20 protein-coding genes are annotated in these 24,324 nt (G+C 67.6%); 9 read left to right on the plus strand and 11 right to left on the minus strand.

What is annotated here, in order from left to right:
- The first annotated feature begins 39 nt into the window (after positions 1 to 39).
- A complete protein-coding gene (locus tag ACZ3I4_RS19560) occupies positions 40 to 837 on the plus strand; it encodes a M15 family metallopeptidase (RefSeq protein WP_465383357.1) in 798 nt (265 codons plus the stop codon).
- Between the two features lie 25 nt (positions 838 to 862).
- Here the strand turns inward: ACZ3I4_RS19560 and ACZ3I4_RS19565 are convergent, their stop codons facing one another.
- Positions 863 to 1,858, minus strand: coding sequence for a tyrosine-type recombinase/integrase (locus ACZ3I4_RS19565; protein WP_465383358.1), 996 nt, complete (start codon positions 1,856 to 1,858; stop codon positions 863 to 865).
- Positions 1,859 to 1,944: 86 nt separating this feature from the next.
- Positions 1,945 to 2,553, minus strand: a complete 609-nt coding sequence (locus tag ACZ3I4_RS19570) for a hypothetical protein (RefSeq protein ID WP_465383359.1) — start codon at positions 2,551 to 2,553, stop codon at positions 1,945 to 1,947.
- A gap of 964 nt (positions 2,554 to 3,517) precedes the next feature.
- Between ACZ3I4_RS19570 and ACZ3I4_RS19575 the strand changes: the two genes are divergently transcribed.
- From ACZ3I4_RS19575 to ACZ3I4_RS19585, 3 genes are all read left to right on the plus strand, one after another.
- A complete protein-coding gene (locus ACZ3I4_RS19575; RefSeq protein ID WP_465383360.1) occupies positions 3,518 to 3,808 on the plus strand; it encodes a hypothetical protein in 291 nt (96 codons plus the stop codon).
- 271 nt (positions 3,809 to 4,079) lie between these two features.
- A protein-coding gene (locus tag ACZ3I4_RS19580) for an IS3 family transposase (protein ID WP_465383464.1) occupies positions 4,080 to 5,248 on the plus strand; the annotation gives its coding sequence in 2 pieces (ribosomal slippage) (positions 4,080 to 4,364 and positions 4,367 to 5,248; 1,167 coding nt in all).
- A gap of 1,182 nt (positions 5,249 to 6,430) precedes the next feature.
- Positions 6,431 to 6,832: a hypothetical protein gene (locus tag ACZ3I4_RS19585; protein ID WP_465383361.1), complete on the plus strand. Its 402-nt coding sequence runs from the start codon at positions 6,431 to 6,433 to the stop codon at positions 6,830 to 6,832.
- Between the two features lie 650 nt (positions 6,833 to 7,482).
- Here ACZ3I4_RS19585 and ACZ3I4_RS19590 read toward each other — a convergent pair.
- Entirely contained in the window at positions 7,483 to 8,430 is a 948-nt protein-coding gene (locus ACZ3I4_RS19590; RefSeq protein WP_465383362.1) for a C45 family autoproteolytic acyltransferase/hydolase, read from the minus strand.
- A 175-nt stretch (positions 8,431 to 8,605) separates the two neighbouring features.
- Between ACZ3I4_RS19590 and ACZ3I4_RS19595 the strand changes: the two genes are divergently transcribed.
- The gene (locus tag ACZ3I4_RS19595) at positions 8,606 to 9,970 is read left to right on the plus strand and encodes a hypothetical protein (RefSeq protein ID WP_465383363.1); all 1,365 of its coding nucleotides are present in this window, start codon (positions 8,606 to 8,608) and stop codon (positions 9,968 to 9,970) included.
- On the opposite strand, the gene ACZ3I4_RS19600 is transcribed toward ACZ3I4_RS19595, so the two are convergent.
- On the minus strand, positions 9,948 to 10,247 hold the full coding sequence (locus ACZ3I4_RS19600) for a putative quinol monooxygenase (RefSeq protein WP_465383364.1): 300 nt from the start codon (positions 10,245 to 10,247) through the stop codon (positions 9,948 to 9,950). The two genes, ACZ3I4_RS19595 and ACZ3I4_RS19600, sit on opposite strands and share 23 nt — an antisense overlap.
- 65 nt (positions 10,248 to 10,312) lie before the next feature.
- Here ACZ3I4_RS19600 and ACZ3I4_RS19605 point away from each other — a divergent pair, with 65 nt between their 5' ends.
- Positions 10,313 to 10,639, plus strand: a complete 327-nt coding sequence (locus tag ACZ3I4_RS19605) for a hypothetical protein (protein WP_465383365.1) — start codon at positions 10,313 to 10,315, stop codon at positions 10,637 to 10,639.
- Between the two features lie 20 nt (positions 10,640 to 10,659).
- Positions 10,660 to 11,022, plus strand: a complete 363-nt coding sequence (locus tag ACZ3I4_RS19610) for a hypothetical protein (protein WP_465383366.1) — start codon at positions 10,660 to 10,662, stop codon at positions 11,020 to 11,022.
- A 7-nt stretch (positions 11,023 to 11,029) separates the two neighbouring features.
- On the opposite strand, the gene ACZ3I4_RS19615 is transcribed toward ACZ3I4_RS19610, so the two are convergent.
- Together ACZ3I4_RS19615 and ACZ3I4_RS19620 are read right to left on the minus strand one after the other, a co-directional pair.
- Positions 11,030 to 11,527 (minus strand): hypothetical protein, encoded by a 498-nt coding sequence (locus ACZ3I4_RS19615; RefSeq protein ID WP_465383367.1) that lies wholly within the window; start codon positions 11,525 to 11,527, stop codon positions 11,030 to 11,032.
- Positions 11,528 to 11,604: 77 nt separating this feature from the next.
- Positions 11,605 to 11,979, minus strand: a complete 375-nt coding sequence (locus ACZ3I4_RS19620; protein ID WP_465383368.1) for a hypothetical protein — start codon at positions 11,977 to 11,979, stop codon at positions 11,605 to 11,607.
- A 490-nt stretch (positions 11,980 to 12,469) separates the two neighbouring features.
- On the opposite strand from ACZ3I4_RS19620, the gene ACZ3I4_RS19625 reads away from it, so the two are divergent.
- Together ACZ3I4_RS19625 and ACZ3I4_RS19630 are read left to right on the plus strand one after the other, a co-directional pair.
- On the plus strand, positions 12,470 to 12,832 hold the full coding sequence (locus ACZ3I4_RS19625) for a CU044_2847 family protein (protein ID WP_465383369.1): 363 nt from the start codon (positions 12,470 to 12,472) through the stop codon (positions 12,830 to 12,832).
- 6 nt (positions 12,833 to 12,838) lie between these two features.
- Positions 12,839 to 16,813: a trypsin-like peptidase domain-containing protein gene (locus tag ACZ3I4_RS19630; protein ID WP_465383370.1), complete on the plus strand. Its 3,975-nt coding sequence runs from the start codon at positions 12,839 to 12,841 to the stop codon at positions 16,811 to 16,813.
- Here the strand turns inward: ACZ3I4_RS19630 and ACZ3I4_RS19635 are convergent.
- The 5 genes from ACZ3I4_RS19635 to ACZ3I4_RS19655 form a co-directional block, all read right to left on the minus strand.
- The gene (locus tag ACZ3I4_RS19635) at positions 16,779 to 18,599 is read right to left on the minus strand and encodes a glycoside hydrolase family 15 protein (protein WP_465383371.1); all 1,821 of its coding nucleotides are present in this window, start codon (positions 18,597 to 18,599) and stop codon (positions 16,779 to 16,781) included. The genes ACZ3I4_RS19630 and ACZ3I4_RS19635 overlap by 35 nt on opposite strands.
- Positions 18,600 to 18,731: 132 nt before the next feature.
- Positions 18,732 to 19,304 (minus strand): DUF2087 domain-containing protein, encoded by a 573-nt coding sequence (locus ACZ3I4_RS19640; protein ID WP_465383372.1) that lies wholly within the window; start codon positions 19,302 to 19,304, stop codon positions 18,732 to 18,734.
- 42 nt (positions 19,305 to 19,346) lie between these two features.
- Positions 19,347 to 21,560 carry a glycoside hydrolase family 9 protein gene (locus ACZ3I4_RS19645; protein ID WP_465383373.1) on the minus strand — a complete coding sequence of 738 codons (2,214 nt, stop codon included), beginning with the start codon at positions 21,558 to 21,560 and terminating at the stop codon, positions 19,347 to 19,349.
- A gap of 415 nt (positions 21,561 to 21,975) precedes the next feature.
- Positions 21,976 to 22,770: a class I SAM-dependent methyltransferase gene (locus tag ACZ3I4_RS19650; RefSeq protein ID WP_465383374.1), complete on the minus strand. Its 795-nt coding sequence runs from the start codon at positions 22,768 to 22,770 to the stop codon at positions 21,976 to 21,978.
- Positions 22,771 to 23,124: 354 nt separating this feature from the next.
- Positions 23,125 to 24,222, minus strand: a complete 1,098-nt coding sequence (locus tag ACZ3I4_RS19655) for a hypothetical protein (protein ID WP_465383375.1) — start codon at positions 24,220 to 24,222, stop codon at positions 23,125 to 23,127.
- Between the last annotated feature and the right edge of the window lie 102 nt (positions 24,223 to 24,324).

A 24,324-nucleotide genomic window follows, 5' to 3' on the forward strand; every position in this document is an offset into this window, starting at 1 on the left:
GCTGCGACCCGCCCGGGACCCTTCGTACGGTCTGTAGCCGTGCGTAAACGTCTGATCGCGGTCCTCACCGCCCTGCTGCTCCTGCCGGTCCTCGCCCCCACCCCGGCCGGGGCAGCAGCAGCAACGGTCTGGCACGTGGTCCGCCCGGGCGAGTCCCTGGCCTACATCGCCGCGCTACGCGGGGTCAGCCCCACCGACCTGGCCTCCTGGAACGGCGTCCCCGTCAGCGCCCCCGTCCAGGTCGACGCGGTGCTGCGGCTCAACCCCCCGGCCATCCCACTTCCCCCCTTCCGTACGCGCATCGAGCCCGTCACCGCCGGCTCGGTCAACTGGAACCCGCTCAAGCGCTGCCCGGTGCTCCCCATCAACCTGCGCCGGGTATGGGTCTCCTACATCGACTTCAACGGCGCCTACCACGACGGCAGCGTGGTCGTCCGCAAGGACGTGGCCGCCCGGGCCCAACAGGTCTTCGGCACCCTCTACCGCTGGCGCTTCCGCATCATGGGCATGGCCCCCATGAGCATCAACCACCCCACCGAATCGAACATGGCCACCGTGACCGCCGCCTACAACTGCCGCGCCGTCGGCGGAACAAAGGTCTGGTCCGAACACGCCACCGGCACAGCCATCGACATCAACCCGTTCCAGAACCCGATGATCCGAGGCCGCTCCGTCTCCCCGGCGGGCAGCCAGTTCTACTTGCAGCGCGGCCGCTACCTGATCGGCATGCTCCACCCCGAGGGGGCCGCGCGTGCCTTCACCTGGAACGACTTCTATTGGGGCGGGCGCTGGACAAGCCTGAAGGACTACATGCACTTCAGCCTGACCAACCGCTGATGACCTGCGCATACGTAGATCCTCTCTACCGCTGGGCCGTCGCTGGGCCGTTGAAGCCATCCGGGCCGGTAAACAGCGCATCCAAAGCCCGCCGGGCACGGCCGGGACTCTCCGGCATCAGATGCGCGTACACGCGGAGCGTGAAAGCCGCGTTGGCATGCCCCAGCCACTCAGCGACAGCCTTGATGCTCTCTCCAGCATCCAGCAGCGCTGAAGCGTAGAAGTGCCGAAGGGCGTGCACCCCGTTGACCCGCTCGACCGCCACACCCGCACGCCGGAGGGCCGGGTGCCACGCGGTCGTGGCGAACACGTGCTGCCGGACCACAGTGCCGTACGTCGTCGTCAGAAGCAGCGGAACGGTGACCTGCCGGCCATGCCGCGGGTCCTCCCAGGGCAACGTGATATCCACTGGAGGATAGGCCGCGAGGTGCGCACGGACGGCGTCCGAAACCGAGCCGGGCAGAGGCACCCTCCGCTCCTTGTCATTCTTCGGCAGCCCGAACACCATCTGGGCACCTACACGCTTAACCTGCCGCCGGATGGTCAGCCAGCCACCGTCAAAGTCGAAGTCGTCCGGCGAGAGGCCGAAGATCTCTCCGCGGCGGGCACCGCATCCGGCCCCGATGTCCACCACGGGCTGGTAACGCGGCCGCAGACCGCCGCGGATCGCCGTGACTGTGGCCATATCCCACGGCACAATCTTCGGAAGATTAGGCGTCGGAGCTGAAACCGACCGCGCCGAGCACGGATTCTTCGGGATCAACCCGTCGTCGACGGCGGCGGTGAAGATCCCGCTGAGGTGAGCGAAAAGCACGGCCCGGGTGTTGGCGGCGAGCTTCTTCTCAATCAGCGCCGCGTCCCACTCCAGCACCATGCTGGGCTGGACGGTTCCGATGCCCCGCCGACCGAAAAACGGGATGATGTGCTTGCGGACCCGAGCGCGCACAGGTCCTCTCGCCGATTCGTCGAACCGGTGCGTACGTAGCCATCGTTCGGCGAATACCGAGACTTCGGCGGGCATGCGCCACCTGGCCGAGGACCGGTGTCATGCGTAAGCCAGTTCAAATTGACCTACTCGAACCTTTGTTCTAGCGAGGAGAGGTGGGCCTACTGGGCGCCTTCGGCAGTCCGGCGCTTGAGGTGCTGCACCTCGATGTCGATGCCCTCCATGTAGGCATTGATGCACATGCCGAGGATAGTCAAGTACGGCGACCTCGCGTCGCTGGTGGAGACTTCGCCGAGGTGCTCGAAGTTGCCCATGTCGATCTCCATCTGGATCCAGAATTGCCGGATGGCGCTCAAGATCTCGATGGCGTCTCTGAAGAGGTCCATGTCAGGTTCGAAGGCGGGATCGACCAGATACTTCAAGAGCTCGTGGGCGAGGTCATTGCGGTGGCTGTAGATGGCCGTAAGCTGGTCGGCCTGCGCCTCGGTGACGGCACCGCCGTTCAGCAACCACGTCAGAGACGCAGGGAACACCTTGCCCTTCGGGTGGAGGCTTAGCACGGCTTGCGCATATCGAACCTTGTCCTTAGCTGTCGCCGGCTCGACGAACGGGTTGATGTAGAAGCCCCGTACGTCATCGACCACGGCGATCTCGATCATCTGATGGGCGAGCTGGTACAGGCCGGCGAAGCCGAGTGTTGTTCGGATGCGCCACGGCTCGAACTTGGCCAGGATCTGAGCCTTCATCGCTTCGCGCTGGTCTGCGTCCACAGCGTCGAGTGTGAAGACGTTGCGGAGAAGCGGTCAATCGGGTTCGCTGGCGTTCGTAATGAGCCCTCGCTTGTAAGTCTTGGGCGACGTGTCCGGATCCGTCCGTTTACGGTTGTGACCTCGGAAAGCCGTCCACCGGTGCGTCGCGTTAGCCGAGACCATCCGGGTCGGTTGCTGTCAGCGTTGCTGTCACAGCTGCTCGCTGACGTCGGGCCAGGCTCAGATGAGCATGCACTATCGTCGATCTCGTGCTGCCTGCCTCGTTCTGGTCCTGGCCCGGTTGGAGTGCCGTTGAGGCGCTTGGTACTTCGGCCGCCGCCACCGTAGCCCTTGTGGTCTACATGAATGAGATCGCGAGACGCCGACGAGCTGACAGGAACTCAGTTCGGGTCTGGTCCGTGGCTGAAGACGGATTAACGGCGGTGCACGTAGTCAACGACTCCAGTGTTCCAATCGTCGACACTCGAATTCTCATCGTCTACCAGGCAAGCGCATGGCTTGCCGTATTCCCCCCAGGCATTAGTTGGAATGCAGTGGGATTGACAGGTAGTGGGCCAACGGTAATTCACCCCGGCCAGACGGTCATACTCGTCATGAGGCGAACACCGAGGCCCCGTGCCGCTCACTTGAATAAGCTCGAAGAGACACATCCAGCAATGGTGCAATTGACTTATGAGGCTAGCGCTGAAATAAGGAAGACCTATTTCCGACGGCAAAAACGCGCCCCACGCAAGCTTGTCATAGTTGGTTTCGCAAGGTTTTCCTTAGAGCGCCCGGTGCCATCTGCCACCGCCTCACGCACTTGACCCCCAGGCAACTTGCAATCTTGGATGAGCTTGGTCAACATGCCGTTAGCCTGCATGAATCAGTCCGTCGGCGTCCACAGACGTCCGCTGCCCTCATCGACGGTTGTCACCCAGTTAGTCACTCACGCCTGGCGCAACGATGACCTAGCCTGCCAAACATGAAGGCGACGATCGTTGCAGCATGGCTAGGTCTTGCGGTCAGCATCCTCAACCTCTTTCTAGGCGTAGCACGCACTTGGCTCAAAGACAGGACGGCCACGCCGAGGGCGCAGCTTGACCTAGTTCAAGCCCAACTGAAGTCGGGACCATCGAACGAAGTTCGACTCCTCATCACGAACCAAGGGCCGGCCATCATGAAGCAGGTCGAAGTCCAAGTCTTCGATGAGGATGGGATGTCCCTTGAGGTGACAGAGCCTGACATCTCGGCGTTCGGCCCAAGATGCCCGTAGGTGAGATGTTGCCGAATCAGTCGTTGTACCTGACGCTCAATCGATCACTCGCAACGCGGGATGCGCGGCAGGCACTTGTTCGCTGGCACGACAAACGCTCCGGTCAGCAGTCACGCATGATTCCTCTGTCCTACAACCGTGTCTAGCGTCGTCCAAGGACTGTCAGCTTGGGGAATCATGTTGAGTAAGGCGCTCGACCGGTGGGGTCTGCTGCACCGATAGGTGACATCTGAGATGGCTTGCCGTGATGGCGAGCTGGAAGGATGTTGCTGTGCCCAAGCCTTACCCTCAGGAGTTTCGCGACGATGTCGTGCGGGTCGCTCGTGATCGGGGCCCTGGCGTGTCGGTCGAGCAGATCGCTAAGGACTTCGGGGTCCACCCGATGACGTTGTTCAAGTGGCTGCGCCAGACCGACACCGACGGCGGCGTCAAACCCGGTGTCAGTGGCAGCGATGCGGTCGAGCTGCGCGAGGCGCGTAAGCGGATCAAGCTCCTGGAGCAGGAGAACGAAGTGCTGCGCCGGGCCGCGGCGTATCTGTCGCAGGCGAACCTGCCGGGAAAAGGCTCTACCCGCTCGTGAGCGAGCTCGCCGCCGACGGAATTGCCGTGGCGGTGACGTGCCGGGTATTGAATATCGCTCGTCAGCCCTATTACCGGTGGCTTGCCCGGCCGGTCACCGACGCCGAACTCGTTGCGGCTTACCGCGCGAACGCGTTCGTGGACGCGCACCGTGATGACCCGGAGTTCGGCTATCGGTTCCTAGCCGACGAAGCCCGCGCCGCCGGACAGCCGATGGTCGAGCGCACCGCCTGGAAGATCTGCTCCGGCATGGGCTGGTGGAGCGCGTTCAGCCGCAAACGGCGACGGGGTAAGGGCGGCAAGGTCGGCCCGCCGGTGCATGACGACCTCGTCAAGCGCGACTTCAACGCCAACGGCCCGAATCGGTTGTGGCTGGCCGACATCACCGAGCACCGCACGGCTGAGGGCAAGCTCTATCTGTGCGCGGTCAAAGACGTGTGGTCGAACCGGATCGTCGGCTACTCCATCGACTCACGCATGAAGTCCAGGCTGGCGGTCAACGCGGTCCACAACGCCGTCGCCCGACGCGGTGACGTGGCCGGCTGCGTGCTGCACACCGACCGCGGGTCGCAATTTCGCAGCCGAAAGTTCGTCCGCGCCCTGAACCAGCACCACATGATCGGGTCGATGGGCCGAGTCGGCGCCGCCGGCGACAACGCCGCCATGGAATCGTTCTTCGGCCTGCTGCAGAACAACGTCCTCGACCGCCGAACCTGGACCACCCGGCAACAATTGAGGACCGCAATGGTGACCTGGATCGAACGGACCTACCACCGCCGCCGACGCCAACGATCCCTAGCCCGATTGACCCCTATCGAGTACGAGACCATCATGACCCCACCGGCCAGTCAGGCCGCGTGACTTGAACTGTCACCTGCCGGTGCAGCAGACCCGTGTGAGCTGTTGATAGGCGGGACGGGAAGTGCGTAACGGATGCCGTTGTTATCCTCTGCTTACTTGTCGAACGGGCACGCTGCGGGCACGAACCCTGCTCGAAGTCTCCGAACAATCACCATGCACGTTCGACTAGGGGTGCGACGAGCCTTGGTGTCACCTTTCAGGTTCGATTTCCTCTCGTAGGATCCACAGATGGTCACTGCCTAACCGCTCTGTCAGGATTTTCTTGACTCGGTCGGCAACTCTTGATGAGAAATGATGTTCTACTGCGTCCTTAGTTACTTCTCCGTTCGCGTTGTATTCCTCCTGATCGCCTGTCCATGGCACCTTTCCCTCGATGGTCACATAGGATTGGCGAAAAGCTGGCCTCTAGGTTCTCTAGATAGTCATCCGACATGCATGCCAGCATCGCATCTTCGGCGTGTTTGGTGTCAAGAAGGAATTGACGTCCGGAAGGATGAACGAGTCGGGTGCCGGGTTTGGCGGCGCGCAACCTGTGAGGGCAGGCCATCGGCCTGCTCCTGACTCCTGCCCGAGGGTCGCAGAGGCTCCGACGCTCAAGGGCGGCCGGTTTGTGGCCGTCGCTTGCGACGCGCCAGCGCCCTTGACGTTGGAGGGGCGGCCCGGCACACTCGCGCAGCCAACCGCGGCGACCGACGACCGCGAGCTGCCCCGCGTCCTGGTGGAGCCGCCACGGCAGCACTGTCTAAGCCGAGCCAGTCGGCCGCCGGCCAAATCCTCTCCACCCAACCTCGTACCCGTGGCGAGTCTTCGGCAGGCCCGCTCTCCTGTTTTCCACGTCAGCCGACGGGCTGCCTGCGTGGCCGTCGTGTGCGACAGCTAAGCGACGGACTCGCGCCCTGGCGGCGGCGTGAGCGGCCCGGTTCGGGCCGCCTTGAAGACGTACAGAAACTCTGAACGACCGATCTGACGGTGAGAACTTTCTCTACATCTTCAAGGCGCGGCTCGGGTCCGGCGCCGCCGGCCTTCGGCCTTGGCGCCGGCCCGCCCGCGCAGACCGTCGCAAAGTCCGCCGTAAACGCAACAAGCCCCGGCTGCTCCACCAACGAGCGTCCGAGGCCGGGCGGTGTCCATCATCCGATTAGGGTCTGCTTCTACCAACCTTCATCGCATAGCTTCGATGCCATGGTGGACATCGTCTTTCGCGTGTGTCAGGTGGAGCCGGACCAGCCGCTGGAGAGCAAGCTGACCGGGTGGGAGTTAACTGAGATCGTTGTCGGGGCGATCAATAGCGGCTTGGCCGCGACGGCGAGGGTGCAGGCTGCGGTCGGGAGTGGCCCAGCGACAATCACCAGCGGATCGCTCGAGCCCTTGGCCTTCGAGTGCGAGGTCAGCTGCGACGATGCCATCATTGGAATGATTCGCAGCGCGGAGGACACTGACGAGTCGTTTGCCTTTTTCGTGACGGAGCAGTTGGCCTCGGAGGTCACGTTCCGGGCGGACGATGAGAATGCGGCGGATCTCGATCCAGAGGAAGACGCTGTCTTTGGCGTAGCCATCAAATCGGTAGGGGCAAGCGAGCAATAGGCAACCTATGCGGTACTGGACGCGTCTTCGCCAGATGCCTGCCTCCGGCGGGCAGGATCTCCGACCCTGCACCCGGGGCATGCCTCCGGCGGCCGGGCTACCCGCCCTGGACCCGGCGGCTCTGGGATGCCGAAGCTCGGCGGGTCTCCATCGCACACCGGGAGGCAGCCAGACCGCGCCTGCCCGGGCAAGGTCGTTCAGACGTAGGGTGCTCCACCTTGCCCGGGCAGGCGCGGCCCGGCCGGGCGTAGCCTGCGCGACGGGATGCCCGCTCAGGTAGGCGATTCCCTCGCTTGGGAGAAATCTGGGAGACGATCTTGCAACCCACACCGCCAGAAGCCCCGTCAGACCGATCAACACCGCCACTCCTACCAGGTCTTTAGAACGCTTGTACTGGTGAGCACTTGACTCTGACCCTGCTGGGGGTCAAGAAGTCGCGGATTCAGCCGACGGCCGATCCTGGGCCGTCTGTGGGCCGTCCGGGCCGTCAATGGGCCGTCAGATGGCGACCAACGTTGACCGCCGATGGGTAGTACTGACGTACGAATTGCCTGACGGTATGGCGTACTTAGCGCCGTCACCAGCAGGCAGATCAAAGCCCGCAGGAGAACATGCACTTCAGCCTGACCAACCGCTGATCCCACCAGCACTCAGACGATCCGGCCCAGGGTCACGGTGCGGGATCCGGGTGTGAAGTCGCCGAAAGACTGTTGCCAGGACTCACCGGGCCAGTAGTACGTCACCCGGCCGTCGACGGGGCGGTAGTGGGCTGTGTAGAGCGTTCTTGACCCCTGCTCGTCGACGGATCGGTACAGCGGCGGCTTCAGCATCGCCGCCACGTCGTCTGCACCCGCGGCGCGAATGGCGCGCAGCCGCTCCTGCGTGCGCAGGACATGTTCCTGCTCGTCGGTCACCGGCAGGTGCTGGTGGTTGGCGGCGCAGGCATCCGGCGCCATCGTCGGTGACATATCCGGCCCCACGAACACTGTCACCGCCTTGGTGGGATCGACCAGGGTGAGGTTCTGGGGGACGGCGACCGGAAGGGACCGCAGCCGGCCGACCGCCTCATCGACGGTGTCGCACGTCTCCAGCAGGTAGCGCACCACGACGAGAATGGCGAAGCCGCGTCCGTAGGCGGAACGTCCGCCCCAAGTGAGCGAGACCGCGAGACCGGCGTCGTTCATCCCGTCCAGCAAGCCCCACAGCATGTCCTGCATTTCGATCACGGGACGCAGGTAGCAGGAGGAGGCGATGGTCCCCTCGCACTGATCGGGCCGCAGGTCATAGTTGCGCAGCAGAGTGCCGTTCTCGCCGATCTGGGTGCAGGACTGGGTGAACGGCCGCAGTGCCGCGTGGGTGAGGAAGGCTTCCGCCTCGGGCCGGTCGAGTTGGCCGGCCAGGCGGTCCAGAACCGGGACCAGTTCCGGCATGTGCGTACGGAACAGTGCCCGAACACGGTCCGCGCCCTGCGGAGTGCGGCCCTCCTCGGTCAGCAGGCCCTCCATCTCCGGCCACAGGCTCCGGGCGTAGGCGGCCCACCGTCCGTCGCCGCCGTCGCCGACCTCGATCGACTGGAAGGTCTTATGGTCTTGCCGCACGGCTGCCACTCTCCCTGTGAGAATCGGCCGGGGTGAGGACAACCTAGCTTGATGGCCCCGCGGCGAGAAGGCCATCGGCGCAGGGATCGAATCACGTCCATAATAAGGCCGCTCGCTGCCCCGCGTCGCTCGGGTGAAAGGCCGTTACCCCGCTTCGGAAGCGTCCGTAAGGTCGGTGCCTGTCAACGGTGCGAGCGAGGAGGACGCCCTGCTGGTCGACGAGGCTCACCGGTCCTGGAACCCCGAAATGACACGCGCCCGGGTGCGCGGGCTGTCGCGCAACCCCGCTGTTCCGGACAGGCTGGTGCTGCGGCTTCTGGAACACCCCGCGGCCTCCATGGTCGAGGTCATGTACGGCCGCGAGTTGTCGGACGAACTGTTCGGCATCATCGCCGCCCATCCCGACGTCCACCTCCGGGCCATGGTCGCCCAAAGCCCGGCGGTGACCGTGGAACAGCGGGTACGGATGCTCGGCGATCCGGCCTTGCCCGTGGCGATGGCGCTGCTCGAGGGGCCGTTCGCCGTGGACCCGCCGCCGCTGCCGGCGTGGGCGTATCGGAAGCTGGCCGAACGCCCCAAGGTGCGGCGGATGCTGCCGCTCCTGCACCCGAGGGAGGTGTCGTCCGCCGCCGTAGCAGCGTTGGCCGGCATGGACGACGAGGAGATCGCCTCCTGGGCCCTGACCACGGCGGCGCCACCGGAGCCAATGAGCGTCGAGCGCGCCCGCGCGATCGTCACCGGCGGCTCGGCTGACGAGAGGGTGACCATCGCCCTCGAGCCGGATCTGCCGGACGACCTGGTGTCGTCTCTGTCGGCGGATCCCGACCCGGGAGTCCGTAAGTACGTCTCGATGCGGCCCGGGCTCAGCGAACGGCAGCGCACCGCGATCGGTTATGAGGTGTCGGAGGACGACCGCCTGCCCCGGCTCGGCTGGGTCCTCGAAGCCGAGGGTGAGCTGTTGCAAAGCTGCGTGTCCTCGGCGCACCCGGGATTACGTCGCAGCGCGGCCTGCAACGAAAAGTTGACCGCGGATCAGATCGCGACGCTCGCGGCCGACGAGGACTTCCCGGTCCGGTTGCTCCTCTGCGAGAACCAGAAGGCCGTGCCGACCGATCTCGTCGTGCGCGTCTTCCTGGAAGCCCGCGTCATTACCCGAGGCCAGTTGCTGTCGCATCCGGCGATCACCGGCGCGGACCTGACCCGATATGCGGACTCACCGCACTGGGGCGCGCGCGCCCTCGTCGTGCGAGACCGCCGCGCACCGGCCGAGCTGATCGAACGCCTCAGTCACGACGAGCATCCCGGCGTCCGGAGCTGGGTCGCCCGCGACGCACGGCTGTCCCTGGAGCGGGTGCTGGAACTCTTCGAGGATCCGGAAACTACCGAGGGCGCGGCCGCCAATCCGAACCTGCCCGTCGAGCTGATGACGGCCGTCCTCGAGGCGCCGACCGATCCCGACCCCCAGCCGGAGAACACGGTCCTGTGGCTGGGGCACACCACGCCGTCGCACGAGCCGATCAGACCCCCAGACCGCCCCTGATACGCGTCTCCTGGCTGGTGAACTCGCCGGTCAGCATCGGCATGGCTTTGGCGATGGCGGCCCGGGTCTCGGGGAGTTGCAGTGACGCGTCGTGGGCCTCCTTGCTGTCCCAGGCCTCGGTCACCCAGATTGTGACGTCGTCGGTGGCGTCGAGCCCGACCACGTAGAGGTGGCAGCCCGCGGCCCGCAGCCCGTCGGCGCCGCTGGTGAGAATGGCGGCGACCTCGTCGCGGTGGCCGGGCTTCGTCTTCATCGAACCCTGATATCCGTAGAGCATTCGATCATCTTGGCACGCCCGCTTGTTTCGGGTTCGGGGACTAAGGCCTCACGTAGCCTCGGGTCATGGCTGAGCTGGACGTCCTGACTCTGGAGGCGGGGCTGTTCGTCGAATACCTCGACGTGACGACATTTGACTTCCTGGTCGTAGGACTCGGAGACCCCGCTCCCCTCGGTGATCGGCTGTGGCACGGCCATCCCGGAACGATCCAGGACCCCGCGCCGCAGCACGTGCTGGTCACCTGGGTCGGGCTGGAAGACACGGTCGCCAGCTTCGCCCTCGGCTTCAGCTGCGACGACCAAGGGCGATACGCCGGATTGGGTGTCATCTCCGCTGCGGAGTATGCGACCCGGCGACTCCGTGTGCTGGCCGGCCAAGCACCGAGTGGATGAAACCGGCGTAGGTTGTCGGGGTGGATGACGACGCTCGGGTGCTGGTGATCGGACTCGACCCGTTCCGGGTGCCCGGCCCCTGGGATCCCGCGCCCGTCGCCGAGGGCATCGCCATCGGGATGGCGCGGTTTGCCGAGGCGGGCGTCGGCGCGCGCAAGTGCCTGGTCGGGCTGGACGGCAGCGACGACATCGAGGCGGTGGTGACGGCGGCGCTTCGCGAGCAGGATTGGCCTGTGGTCGTCGTCGGTGGAGGCATCCGCGGTGACCTGGAGCTGTTCGAGCGCGTCATCAACCTGGTGCGCCGGCACGCGCCGGGCTCGGCGATCGCCTTCAACAACACCCCGGACGACACGTACGCCGCCGCGGCGCGCTGGCTGAGGTGAGCCCCCGTCACCGGCGCGGCTTGCGCACATAGGAACCGGCCAGACGCGCTTGCCGGCGAGCGACGGTTCTCGCGCGGCGCAGGATGACGACGGCTCCAAGGACCACGATGCCGTTCGCGGCTCCGATGATCAAGAGCAGCCCCACGTACGAGGGGTCGTCGATCTCGAGCAGCACGAGGCCCACGGGGAACGACGTCAGATACAGCGCCGTGTCCGCAATGACGAACACGGCCAGGAAGCGAGCCCGGCCAACCGCCCGGGGCCGGCCGCCGCCGGCCTGGATCGCGACCACCAGTCCGGCCACTGCGGCGACAACGGCGGCGGGATATTCGATCAGCGGCGCGGCGGCCCCGAAGGTGAACCAGAGCGGGAGCGCGGCCAGCCCCAGCAGCGGCCCGGCCACGAAAAAGGTGCCCACGCTGACCAGAGCCCGCAGGACCACGGCCACCAGCACGGTGGCGAACGTCCACCAACGCAGGCTACTTGTTTGAACGCGTTCAACCACACATCCATCATAGACACGAAGCGATGGAAAGGGGTGACCCGCGAACCGGGCCCGGCCGCCACCGGGCCCGGCCGGTCTCAGCGGCACCTCGACACGGTGTAATTCTCTCCGGTGGAGACGTGCAGGGTGCCGATCAGGCAGGCGCCGGGGTTGGTGCCGTTCCAGGCGAACGAGTACTGGTTGACCCGGCTGGCCGTGAACCAGCCGTTGTCCCAGTGAGTGAACGCATTGGAGAGGTTGGTCCGGTAGCTGAACCGGACCGTCACCGGGTTGCCGGCCCGCTTCCAGTACCACATGTTCACGCCGGTGTTGCCGTTGATCTGCTGGATGCAGAGCTCGTTACCCGCCGTCCCGATCGAGGTACACGGATAGGGACTCGCCTGAGCCGGCGCGGCCAGGCCGGCCACCGCCGCGGCCGTCACGATCGCCGGCACCGCCAGCGCACTAGTCATGGAAAGACGCATCGGAACTCACCCCCGTGGATTGGATGGCCTGACGCTAACCAGGCACTCCATTCGGCACGGCAACCCCGGACAATCCCGGACGGTCAGCGCAGCCCCTCGGCGACGCGCGCCTCGGTCGGGGCCCGCGACGCCGTCTTGGAGTCCCAGGCCTCCGTCACCCAGATCGTGACGTCGTCGGTCGCGTCCAGCCCGACCACTTAGAAGGTGGCAGCCCGCGGCCCGCAGACCGTCGGCGCCGCCGGTGAGAATCGCAGGTGCCTCGTCGCGGTGGCCTTCAACAACATCCCGGACGACACGTACGCCGCCGCGGCACGCTCGTGGAGGTAGGGCTTCACCAGGCGCGCCCACGGACCCGGCACTCTGATCCCGGAGAATCTGGACAGCTACGGACTACACCCGGCAGATCCCATCGCCCGGTCGGCGGCTATGGATGCTTTGTAGAGGCCGGTACAGTCCAGCCAACACGGACGTTAAGCGCATGAAGGCGGCGACATTGATCGAGGCCACCAGAATTGTTCCTGTCGAATTCGACGACGGTGTCGTGGTTTACATCGAGGCTCGCGACCTCGATGTAGAGGAGTTGGAACACGGCACCGAGCGGGACATCGCCGGCCGGGCGCCCTCGATCGACCAGATCACCAAGGGCATCGGCCGCTTCGCGCGCGAAATGACCACGTCGATCGCCGAGACGATGACTGACGTCGGCGCGACCCGCTACGCGATCGAGTTCGGCTGTGAAGTGGCCGTCGAGTCGGGCTCGTTCATGGCCATGATCGGCAAGGTTGGCGCAAAGTCTCAGTTCAAGGTCACCGTGGAATGGAGCCGGGACGCGAAGGTCTAGCCGAACGTGACCGGGCGCGACAGCATCGTCCGGGCCGTGGGCGTGGCCACGGTCGCGATCACGTGCGGCCGCAACGAGGGCACCGGGTTCTTCGTTGGGCCCGGGCTCGTGCTGACGTGCGCGCATGTGATCTGCGCGCCGGGCGATCCCGTGCCGCCGGCGGCGACCGTGCGATGGCGCGGCCAGGAGCTGACGTTCGAGGTCGTCGAGGATTGGTTCTACCCCGGTCCGGACGGGCCCGACATCGCCGTGCTGCGGGCCGGGCAGGATTTGGAGAACGACTGGGCATGCCTGGCTGAGGCCGTACAGCCTGGGGATCAACTGTGGGCATACGGACATCCCAGCGGGAACTACCGGCCGGGCGACGCGGTTCGGTTCGTCTACGACGGGCCCTCGCAGCACCAGGGCCGCCCGGCCACACTGCGCGCCACGAAGGGCAAGGCGACCGGCGGTTTCAGCGGCAGCCCGGTGGTCAACTGGCGTACGGGCGGGGTCTGCGGAATTCTGCAGCGCTCGGACCTCAGCGGCACTCCGATCGCCCGGCTCGTTCCCGCGGCCGAAGCGCACGCGCGGTTCCCCTGGCTGCGCGGCCACACTGAACGCGAACCCCGACGCACGTGGCTGTCGCACCTCGACGACGACCAGCTGATGGCCGGCGAGTGGCGACATGCGGGACCACGGCTGCGCAGCTATCTGCGCGCGCTGGTGGATGTCGCGCGCGAGCACCCGTACGCGATGGCTTTGCCGACCATGCCGAGGCTGAATACGGTCTATCTCCGGCAGCAGGCCAAGCAGCGAACCGCCACGGCTACGGACAATGGTGCGGCAGTCTCGGCCGAGCGTGTGCTCCAGCGCGACGAGAAGGGCATGGCAATCTTCGGCGGTCCCGGGGCGGGCAAGTCGAGCCTGATTCGGCACCTGGTTGATCTCACCGCCCTTGGCTGGCTGACCGATCAGCCGTACGTGCCCTTCGTGCCGGTGTGGGTGCAGGCCGACGCGTTGTCCGGGGCGAAGTCTTTCCCGGAGGCCCTGGCCGACGGGGTTGCGGCGCTGGCTGGGTCGCGGATCGCCGACCGTGATCTAGCCGAGTTGTTCGAGCGGGAGCCAATCGCGGGGGTGCCCTGGCTGGTCCTCGTGGACGGCCTGGATGAGCTGCTCGACCCAATGGTCCGTCGGCGGGCGATTCAGGCCGTCTCGTTCCTGATCCAGAACCGGCCGGACTGCCGCTTCATCGTGACCAGCCGCGAACTGCCGGAGGCCGAGCTCGGGATGCTGCACGGTTCGGGCCTTCGAACGTATGACATCGAGCCGTTCACGTTTGAGCAGTTGCCGGTATTCGCGGAGCGCTGGTTCACGGCGCTCGGGGTGCCTCACCCCAGTGCGGCCGCCGTGCGGTTCATGGACCAGCTCGAACGCAGCCGCCTACGTTCCCAGGCCCGGGTGCCCCTGATCGCGACCATGATCTGTGTCGTCTTCGCCAGCGACGCCCAGGCTCGGCTGCCGCTGAGCCGGGCCGAGTTGTACGAGCGATTCACCGAACTGTTCCTGGCCAAGCGCTACACCACATCGGCGACGGAACGGCTTGGAGTCCGGACCAGGAGATTCGGCGCCGCCGTGACAACCGCGATCGACCAGTTGTCGATCGGCATCGAACGCTCCCTGACCCAGATCGCCGTCGAGTTGGAGAGGGCCTCCTTCTATCACGGAGACATCATGTTGGTGGCACGGAAGCTCTTTTCGACCTTCCAGCCCGGCGGTATCGGACAGCGTGATTGGGACGATCTGGTGTCCGAGGTGCTCCGCTTGAGTGGTCTCGTGGTACAACGCGGTCAATCGCTGGTCTTTATTCACAAGACCTTCCAGGAGTACCTCGCCGCCTGTACCGAGGCGGCAGGTGATCCCACCGAACAAAAGCTCACCGCTTTGCTCGGCGGCCAGCAGGGTGGCCGGTCCTACACCTTGTTTCGAATTGCCGTTCTTCTGCGCCGTGACCCAGGGATTGGCACCGTGGTGACGCGGACGCTGCTGCGCTCCGTCGCAGGAATGGAGTATCTGGTCGCTGACCTGCTCAATGATGGTGTGCCCGTCGACGAGACAGTGCGGCGGGCTGCAGTCGCCGAAGCGGAGAACGCCTATCGAACCGGCCCGCAACTGTCGATCAGGTTGGGGGCGCTCCGTAACCTCGCGACTCTCGACTACGGGCGGGCGGAGAGCCTCTGGAACGAGATGGCGGCAGCGCCGGAAACCTCTGTTCCCGATGCGGTCGCGCTACTCGAGGCGATGGCCGACGCCAACCCGGACCAATTGGTCCGGCTGGCTTCCCGGCTGGCGGCCAACCCCGCCCTCGACATGCGCTTCCGGCGATGGGCCTTCGACGAGCTCCGCCAACAGGTTGTCCTTGCTCGCCGCGGGCTGTCGGCCGTCGTCGCCGAGCCCGGCCATGACCCGGAGATGCGACGGTGGGCTGAGGACCGGCTGACGGAGATTCAGTCCGGCCAGTTCGCCGAGGCCATCGTCCGCCTGGCCGAGGATCCCACGGTTCCGACGTATTACCGCCGGTGGGCGGCAGAGTCGCTCGCCGACCTGGAGCATCCTCGTGGGGTCGACGTGATGGGCCAGATCGCCAACGACCAGCTGATCTCCGCGGTCGATCGGATCTGGGCGGCTACGCGCCTGAGAGACTTCAACCGCGAAGCGGCGAACGAGGCCCTTATCAGGATAGCCGTCGACGGCTGGAGCGACGCGACCGATCGCGTGCAAGCAGCTCAGCTTCTCGGCGCGGATGAGCCTGAGCCCGCGGCAACCGCCCTTGCCGTTGTGGCGGCCGATGAGACGGCCGCGGACGACGCCCGGCTCCGAGCGGCACTCACCCTCCTCGACCTCGACCTCCCGCAAGGGGTGCTGGTGGTGGCCAGACTCGCTCTTGATCCGGGCGTGGGGTCGGCCGCCAGGGTCGAGGCGGCGACGGAACTCGCGTGGATCGACCCGGACGCGGCGACGCGTGCCATGACAATTGCGGCGCGCGACCCGACCTTCGACCCGTCCTGGCGGTCCTGGCTCGGATCCCGGCTTCTCGACATCGACGAGCGGGCCGGACTCGCCGCGCTGGAGGAGTTGGCGGCAGACCGCGACCTCAGCGTGGATCTGCGGGCTCGCTCGGCCATCACCGTGGCTGGCGTCCATGCTGGGCGGGGAGTCCCGTTGCTGCTGTCCGTCGTCGCCGACCCCGAGCTGACCCCGGACCGGCGACGCGATATTGCTCTTGACTTCGCCCAGGTGGATCCGTCAGCGGGTGTCCTCGTGCTCGATGCGCTGGCGCGAGACACCCGGATGCCAGGAACGCATCGTCTAGAACTGGCCGGCCGAATCGCCCAGGCCGAGGCCGTTCCGGCACTCCTGGCGATCGTGCACGACCCCTTCGCGGATGCCCATCTGCTCCAAGAGCTTCGACATGACCCGGGTCGCCGCGGCCGGTTGAAGGGCGCCACCACCCCACGGCATGAGCGTTCGGGCGTCGATGACTGGACGGCACCGTTGGAGGTCCCACCACCACTACTGCCGCTGCGGGAGGCGACCGTCGAGGCCGAGCCCCCCTCGTTGTGGAAGCGGGCCAAGTCCTGGCTCCGCCGGGGTGGGAAGCAGCCAGTCGAGGAGGAACTCACGGTTGGACTCCTGACTGCCCGGCTAGCCCGCCGAGGGATGACGGCTCGGGCCGCCCTGAAGTTGGTTCGAGAAACGAGCCCAAGGGCCGACCGGGTCACGGCTCCGGTCCACGTTCGGCTGGCGGTCGGCGTGTCCGGACCGCAGGACGAGCTGTCCGTGCGCGTCTTGGCGGCTCGACGCATTGCCCGGGTGCAGTGGCTCGTCAGCCTGTCGGCCCTCGCCGAGCTGACCTATGACGACTGCCCTCAAATTGCCGCCCAGGCCCGCGCCGCCTACGACCAGCTCAGCGCAGCCCCTCAGCCACCCGAGCCTCGGTAGGCGCCAGTGCGGCCGTCAGGGTGCGGGCCGTGTCGATCAGCGGGACGTGGCTGAACGCCTGGGGGAAGTTGCCGACCAGGCGGCCGGCCTCGGTGTCGTACTCCTCGGACAGCAGGCCCACGTCGTTGCGCAGGGCCAGCAGGCGTTCGAAGGTCTCGCGGGCCTCGTCGTGGCGGCCCATCAGGGCGTAGTTGTCGGCCAGCCAGAACGTGCAGGCCAGGAACGCGCCCTCGCCCGGCGGCAGGCCGTCGACGTCGGTTTGCGGGTGCTGGGTGTAGCGCTGGACGAAGCCGTCGACCATCAGCTCGCGCTCGATCGCCTCGACAGTCCCGATGACGCGCTCGTCGTCGGCGGGCAGGAAGCCGACCAGCGGGACCATCAGCAGCGCCGCGTCCAGCTCGGAGGAGCCGTAGTACTGGGTGAACGTACGGCGGGAAGGGTCGTAGCCTTTGGCCAGGATCTCGGAGGCTATCTCGGATCGCAGCGCTCGCCACCGATCGATCGGGCCGTCCAGGTTGAACTCTTCCACGGCCTTGACGGCGCGGTCGGCCGCTACCCAGGCCATCAGTTTGGAGTGGACGAACTGCTGCGGACCGCCGCGGACCTCCCAGATGCCCTCGTCGGGGTCGCGCCAGTGTTCCTCGACGAACTCCATCAGCTTGCACTGCAGGCCCCACGCCGGGTCGTCGGCCTTGAGGCCCGCGCGGCGGCCCTGGTGCAGGGCGTCCATGACCTCGCCGTAGACGTCGAGCTGGAACTGTTCGGCGGCCGCGTTCCCGATCCGTACGGGATTGCCGTCATAGCCGGTCAGCCAGTCGGCGATGTACTCGTCGAGGCGCCGCTCGCCCGCCACGCCGTACATGATCTGCAGCTCGGCTGGGTTTCCGGCGATCGCCCGCAGCAGCCACTTGCGCCAGGCCGTGGCCTCGGACTGGAAGCCGCTGAACAGCAGCGACTGCAGCGTGATGGTGGCGTCGCGGAGCCAGCAGAAACGGTAGTCCCAGTTGCGGACGCCGCCCAGCTTCTCGGGCAGGCTCGTGGTCGCCGCGGCGACGATTCCGCCGGTGGGGGCGTACGTGAGCGCCTTGAGGGTCAGCAGCGAGCGCACGACCGCGTCCCGCCACTCGCCCTCGTAGGTGCAGGCCGACACCCACCCACGCCAGTAGCCCTCGGTGACGCCGAGCTGGTGCACCGGATCTTCGGCCGCGGGCGGCGGGAGATGCGACGGGCGCCAGGTCAGCGTGAACGGCACCCGGTCGCCGGCGCGGACGGTGAAGTCGGACCGGGTCGCCAGGTTCTCGCCGTGGCACGAGGCCGGCGTGCGCAGCCACACCGCGTCGGGCCCGGCCACCGCGACCAGCGCGCCCTGCTCGCGGTAGACCCACGGGACGACGTGGCCGTAGTCGAAGCGCAGCCGCAGCACCGAGCTCATCTCGACCTCGCCGCGCACCCCCTCGACGATGCGCACGACCGACGGCGACTCCGTGCGCGGCGGCATGAAGTCGATCACCCGGACCACGCCGCCGTCGGTCTCGAACTCGGTCTCGAGCACCAGTGTCTCGTCGCGGTAGCGGCGGCGGGCGGTGAACGAGCCGGCCGGGGCGAGCGTCCAGTGCCCGTTCTCCTCGTCGCCGAGCAGCGCGGCGAAGATCGCCCCGGAGTCGAATCGGGGCACGCAGAGCCAGTCGATCGACCCGTTACGCCCGACCAGAGCGGCCGTCTGTGTGTCCGCGATGATCGCGTAGTCCTCGATCGGCAGCGCCATGCCCGCACTGTTACCCAACAACCAAGATCACCAACAGCCCGATCCCGTACGCCTCGGCAACCGTGACAACCGCACCGGGACGGAACCGGGGGTGCCGGCGGCCCGGGCGGGGGTTGAGGCCGTAGCGCCCGCACGGGACAGTGGGCCGGACGGTCAGGCCGGGCCCGCCTGCTGCGGGACGAGCCGCCCGGCCCCGTACGTGGTGCCCGCCTGATCGCGTTCCAGCCAGCCCGTCTCGACCAGCATGCGGCGGGCCGCGGCGACGTCGTCGGTCACCTCGGCCAACCGGCGGTTGATCTCGTGTTCGGGGTGCAGGCCCTCGATCGCCAGGAAGCGTGACAGCAGTTCGCCGAGCATCATGTAGCGCTCGCTCATCGTCGGCGGCATCGTGCTCAGGCGCCCGTGCGTGAAGTTGCCCCGCAGCTGGGGATAGTACCCGAGGTAGGCGTTGATCGGCTGGGCCCGGTCGAGCGCCTGGGCCGCCTCGCGCAACTGCCCCGGCGACGCCCGGTAGACCCCGTTGCCCGTGCCGGTGGCCAGTTCGGCGCCGACCAGCCGGGCCAGGGTCTCGCCGGCGGTCTGCACGGGAACGTCCAGGATGTAGGCCAGCTCGGCGATCGTCGCGCCTTCCTGGCCGCGGTGCACGAGCTCCGAATAGGCCCGCAGACGCAACGGCGTGGCGAGCTGGCTCAGAATTTCGGCGGCGCGGGCGGCTTCGGACGACATTGCGTCAACCTATGCTCACCCGCGCCGCGTCAGCGACCCCTTTTACAGGGCCGCCACGTAAGCCGCGATCCACGCCAGCGGCGCGTTCCAGTTGATCGTCAGCTCGTTGGTCGACCAGGACTGGATGTCGTCGATGTAGCAGAACTGCCCGACGCATCCGGTGAGCTTGCTCTGGGCGTACGGGTCCTGGATGGAGGAGTTGGCGCCACCGGCGAGCGTGCCGACCGGCGGGTTGGGCAGGGCCGGGTCGAGCTGCTTGGCGTACCACCGGCTGTGCTGGTTGTGCGAGTTGACCTCGCCGTACCCGGTCACGTAGGAGATGTTCAGCGCGTTGCGGCCGAGGATGTAGTCGAGCCCGGTCAGCACGCCGTCGCGGTACCGGTCACGGCCGGTCAGCTCGTGCGCGGCCGCGATGACCACCATGTTGTTGAGGATGGTGCTGTTCGAGCCCCAGTCCCACATGTTGCCGGCGGGCGCGTACGGAACGCCGTACGGGTGCTGCTTCTGAATGGCCACGTACTTGTCGGCGCCGGCCACCACCGACGCCTTCACCTTGGCCAGGCCGGGCAGACGGTTCGGCACCAGCGCCAGGTCCAGGCGACCGGCCGCGGCCGTGTTCCCCCAGTCGAAGGCGCCGGCGCCGAACACGTCGGCGGTGTGCTCGGGCGACGCGAGCACGTCCACCTGGTACTGCTTCTCCCCCGTGGAGAGGAACAGTTCGGCGGCCGCCCAATAGAAGTCGTCGGACACCTTGGCGTCGTTGTAGGCGCCGCCGCCCACGCCGTCGGATTCCGGGGCGAGCAGGGCCGGGTTGGCCTTGGCGGCGGCGTAGGCGGTGCGCGCGGCGGTCAGCGCCTGCTGCGCGAACGCCCGGTCGTACTTCTTGTAGATGCGCGCCGCCTGCGCGGCCGTGGCGGCCAGGTTGAGCGTGGCCGCGGTCGACACCGGGTGCAGCTCGCGCGGTTGCGGGTCCAGGTTCGGCAGCAGCGGCAGCCCGGTCCAGTTCTGGTCGTGGATCTTGTGGTGCACCATGCCCGCGTACGGGTGGCCGGCCGGGACCTGCATCTTGAGCAGGAAGTCGAGTTCCCAGCGCACCTCGTTGAGCACGTCCGGGGTGCCGTTGCCGCTCTCCGGGATGGACAGGCCGACCTTGCGCAGGCCGAGCGGGCGCTCGTACGCGCTGAGCAGCTCCCACACCGAGATGCCGCCGTTCACCACGTACTTGCCGTGGTCGCCCGCGTCGTACCAGCCGCCGCGCACGTCCAGGCGGTAGTCGCACACGCCGGCCTGGCAGGGCACGTTCCCGTCACCCTGGTTGGGGGCGACGTCGACGTGACCGGCCGGGCGCCCGTAGCCGGGGCGCAGCGCGTCGTCGATCGCGATGCCGCTGCGCTGGGTGTAGTAGAACTTCAGGGCGTCGGTGCGCAGTTTCGCGTACGCGTCCGCGCTGATGTCGAAGGGCCGGCTGGTCTCGCCGTCCGCCGTCAGGGTGAAGCCGGCGCCCTGCTTCTTGTAGGCGCCGAAGTCGATCGTGTGCACGTTCTGCCCGCTCGACGCGTCGACCCCGCGCGGCTGCGTGCGGCCCTTGAGCAGCGACTTGCCCGCGCTGTTGCGCAGTTCCCACGCGACCGCCGTCGTCTTGTCCGTCACGACCGTGGCCGCCTTGGGCCCCTTGGGCAGGTACGCGACCTGGTTGACCCGCACTCGCGGTCCGGTGTCCGGCTGGTAGACCTCGGGCGGCACCCCGCCGACCAGCGACACGTTGTCCACGCAGAACCTCCAGGGGTCCGGGCTGCCGCCGAGCTGGAACGCGACCTGCCCCTGCGCGGTGCTCGCGCTCGCCGTGAAGGTCCACTCGTAGTGCTGCTTGTCGCCCAGCACCGGCGACTGCTCGAAGTAGGTGTCGTACGGGTCGACCGCCAGCCCGACCACCGCGCGCACCGACTTCGCCGCGCTGCCACTGGCGTCGAACGAGAACCGGTAGCTCTCCCCCGCGACCAGGTCGATGTCGTTCTGCCCGACGATCGCGTCCCATTTGTTGGCGGTGCCTCCCGGCACATCCACACAGGCCCCGCCGCCGTCCAGCGCGAGCGTCATGCCCCCGTTGGCCCAGAACGGATCCGTACCGTTGTCGAAGCCGCCGTTGACGACCTGCTCGACCTCTTCCGCGGCACTGGCCGGCACCGCCACACCAGCCGCGATCAAAACAGCCGCCCCGACCACGGCCACACTGCGGGAGCGCTCCCATAGAGACATGGAGACATATTGATGCAGGTGGTGACGCCATGTCAACGAGCCAGAAACAACGCGTTTATGACAGCGCTTCCAGTCACCCGCGCGTCCCCGGGCCCAGCCGCACGCGGCGGCGGTCGGTGCACGTCGGAGCCGCAGGCAGCAGCAGCACACAGCGGGCGGTCGCTGCACGCCGCGGTCGCACACGACAGGACGCCGGCCGCACGCCGCGGTCGCACACGGGCAGGACGCCGGCCGCACGCCGCGGTCGCACACGGGCAGGACGCCGGCCGCACGCCGCGGTCGCAACGGGCCGTGGATCGTCGGCCGCACACCGCCGGCGCAAGCCGGAGGCCATCGCCGCATACCGCCTGGCACAGCCATTGACCGTCGTCAGCCGCGCACCGCAGCCGCCGGCCACACGCCGGCGAAACGACCGTCAGCCGGCCCCACCGGCAGTCCGGGTGGCCTTGATGACGTAGTACGCGGGCAGTGCGGCGGCGGCTTCTCCCAGCCCCGCGTAGAGACGGGGCTCAGCCGCCTCGAAGAACTCGTCGATCCGGAACCCGGCCCCGACCAGCGCCATCACGACATCGCTGACCGGCCAGACGAAAGTCGAGAACCGCGGCGCATCCGCTTCTCCCCGAGCGCCCTCCGGCAGTTTGGCGTCGTCCTGCCCCGTGTGCGGCCGCCCCCGGCCGAAGTAGTCCCCCATCACCGCCAACCGGTCCGCCTCCCGGACGGACAGCACCTCCCAGGCCGGATGGTGATCGCACAACAGCACTGCCCCGCCCGGCCGCAGCCGCCCTGCCACCATGGACGCGAACCCGGCCAGGTCGGGAACCCAGCAGACAGCTCCCCAGCTGAGATGAACGAGATCCAGCCCGGCCAGATCCCCGGGCGGATCCATCATGTCCCCACGCCGGAAGTCGGCCGCGATCCCCGCTTCGGCGGCCCGCTCCCGAGCCCGTGACACCGCGACGTCGGAAATGTCGACCCCCGTCGCCCGCGCACCGAGGTTGGCCCACGAGAGCACTTCATCTCCGTACGAGCAGGCCAGCTGCACCACCCGCCGCCCGGCAACATCGCCGGCCAGCCGCAACTCGAAGTCCTCCAGGCACACCCCACCCGCCCGGAGCCGTTCGATGGCCACACCCGACCGCCGCCCCGCGATCACATTCCAGGCGGCCCGGTTGGCCTCGGTGACGTCCCGTCCCGCACCCAGTCTGCTCACGGGAGTTGAGCCCGCACCCCGCCCGTTACTCGGCGCCGCGCTGCCCGTAAAGCCCTCGGCACCCGTTTCCATGGCGGCCACCGTAAACCGGCGACGTACCGGACGCAGCCCGTTTTCCTCTGCTCACAACCCACCGAACCAACCCCGGCGAGTCCGCTCCGGCCCGGCGGGCGCCCGCGTCACGGCCGCGATCACGTCAGCGAAGACCCGCTGCTACCAGGTCCACCGCCCCGGTCCGCCGCAGACAGGACGAATCCCGGCACGGCCGCAAACACGTCAGCGCAAGTCCACTGGCGCCGGTTCGACCGCCCCGCTCCCCAGGGTTACGCCGGAGACCGGACGGCCGCGACCACGTCAGCGCAGGTCTGCCGGCGCCGGATCGGCCGTGTCGGTCCCCCGGGTCTTGGTCGGGACGGCGTTGACCAGGCGTTGCGCCCGCTGGTCGAGGTAGTGCGTGAACAATTGCTGGGCGAAGCCGAACACCAGGGCGTACGCGAGGATCTGGATCGGCTTGTCGATGGCGCTGAAGCCGGGCACGAACTCGCCGGCCAGCAGGATGATGCCGGCCAGGCCGGTCAGGGCGCCGGCCGGCAGTTTGAGCAGCGCCAACGGGACGGTGACGTTGTAGGGCGTGGCGTTGGCGTAGAGGTCGCGGATGAACAACGCCGAGGACAGGGCGCCGCCGAGCAGGCCCAGTGCCGCCACCACTCCGAAGTCCCATCGCGTGGGTGCGGTGTGCAACAGGCTCAGGTTGTCGTTGCGCAGCGCCCGGACCGGGCAGGCAATGTTGGGCAGCGGCGCGGCGGGCGGTGGCTCCTGCACGAAGCACAGCGGCGCCAGGTCGGGCCGGACGGCGGCCATCACGACGATCGCCACGAGCAGAAACGTGGCCAGGGCCATCCCCGTGATCAGCACGTTGCGGAACGTACGCAGGCGGGCCCGCTGCCGGTCGGCCGCGGCATGCCCAGCCTCGATCACCTTGGACAGGTCGGCGGCGTCGATCCGGGTGTGGTCCTTGCGGGCCTTCGCGAGATCACCGGCCAGGGAACGCATCGGGCTACTGGCCGGGATCGCCTCGATGGCCCGCCGCACCGCCTCGGGTGTCTCGGCCCGCAACTCCTCCTGGTTGTAGAGCAGGACCAGCATGGCTTCGGCGTTGTGCAGGTTGCGGAAGGCGGCCTCGATGCAGCTGCCCGACCACCAGCTGGACACCGCGCGATACCGCGGCGAGATCCCGCAGGCCGCGTCGGCGGCACACTTCAGCAGCCGCTCGACGCATTTGATGGTGACTTCCCGTTCCGCCGACGGATGCACAGGCAGGGTGCCACGGGCCACCGCGACGCGCGCCGAGGAGACCCGGAGCCGCGCCTTCAGCACTTCCACCTCGGCCATGGCGTCCTGCGCCCACAACTTGTGGCGCGGCGGCTTCTGGGGCTTCTCTTCGTCGGACACTGAGCCTCCCACTGTCGGAAGTCTCAGTAGACGGCGAAAACGGGGGCGGCCCCACCGTCTGCTCGGGCCGAGGTGGCGACCGGTCCGTGGAGGCATTCCGGG

The organism is Actinoplanes sp. NPDC021490 (assembly GCF_055562135.1).

Coding starts and splice junctions, on each gene's coding strand:
- ACZ3I4_RS19565 (WP_465383358.1), bottom strand. CDS start 1,858: ATGCCCGCCGAAGTCTCGGTATTCGCCGAACGATGGCTACGTACGCAC.
- ACZ3I4_RS19575 (WP_465383360.1), top strand. CDS start 3,518: ATGAAGGCGACGATCGTTGCAGCATGGCTAGGTCTTGCGGTCAGCATC.
- ACZ3I4_RS19585 (WP_465383361.1), top strand. CDS start 6,431: ATGGTGGACATCGTCTTTCGCGTGTGTCAGGTGGAGCCGGACCAGCCG.
- ACZ3I4_RS19600 (WP_465383364.1), bottom strand. CDS start 10,247: ATGCTCTACGGATATCAGGGTTCGATGAAGACGAAGCCCGGCCACCGC.
- ACZ3I4_RS19605 (WP_465383365.1), top strand. CDS start 10,313: ATGGCTGAGCTGGACGTCCTGACTCTGGAGGCGGGGCTGTTCGTCGAA.
- ACZ3I4_RS19620 (WP_465383368.1), bottom strand. CDS start 11,979: ATGACTAGTGCGCTGGCGGTGCCGGCGATCGTGACGGCCGCGGCGGTG.
- ACZ3I4_RS19625 (WP_465383369.1), top strand. CDS start 12,470: ATGAAGGCGGCGACATTGATCGAGGCCACCAGAATTGTTCCTGTCGAA.
- ACZ3I4_RS19640 (WP_465383372.1), bottom strand. CDS start 19,304: ATGTCGTCCGAAGCCGCCCGCGCCGCCGAAATTCTGAGCCAGCTCGCC.
- ACZ3I4_RS19645 (WP_465383373.1), bottom strand. CDS start 21,560: ATGTCTCTATGGGAGCGCTCCCGCAGTGTGGCCGTGGTCGGGGCGGCT.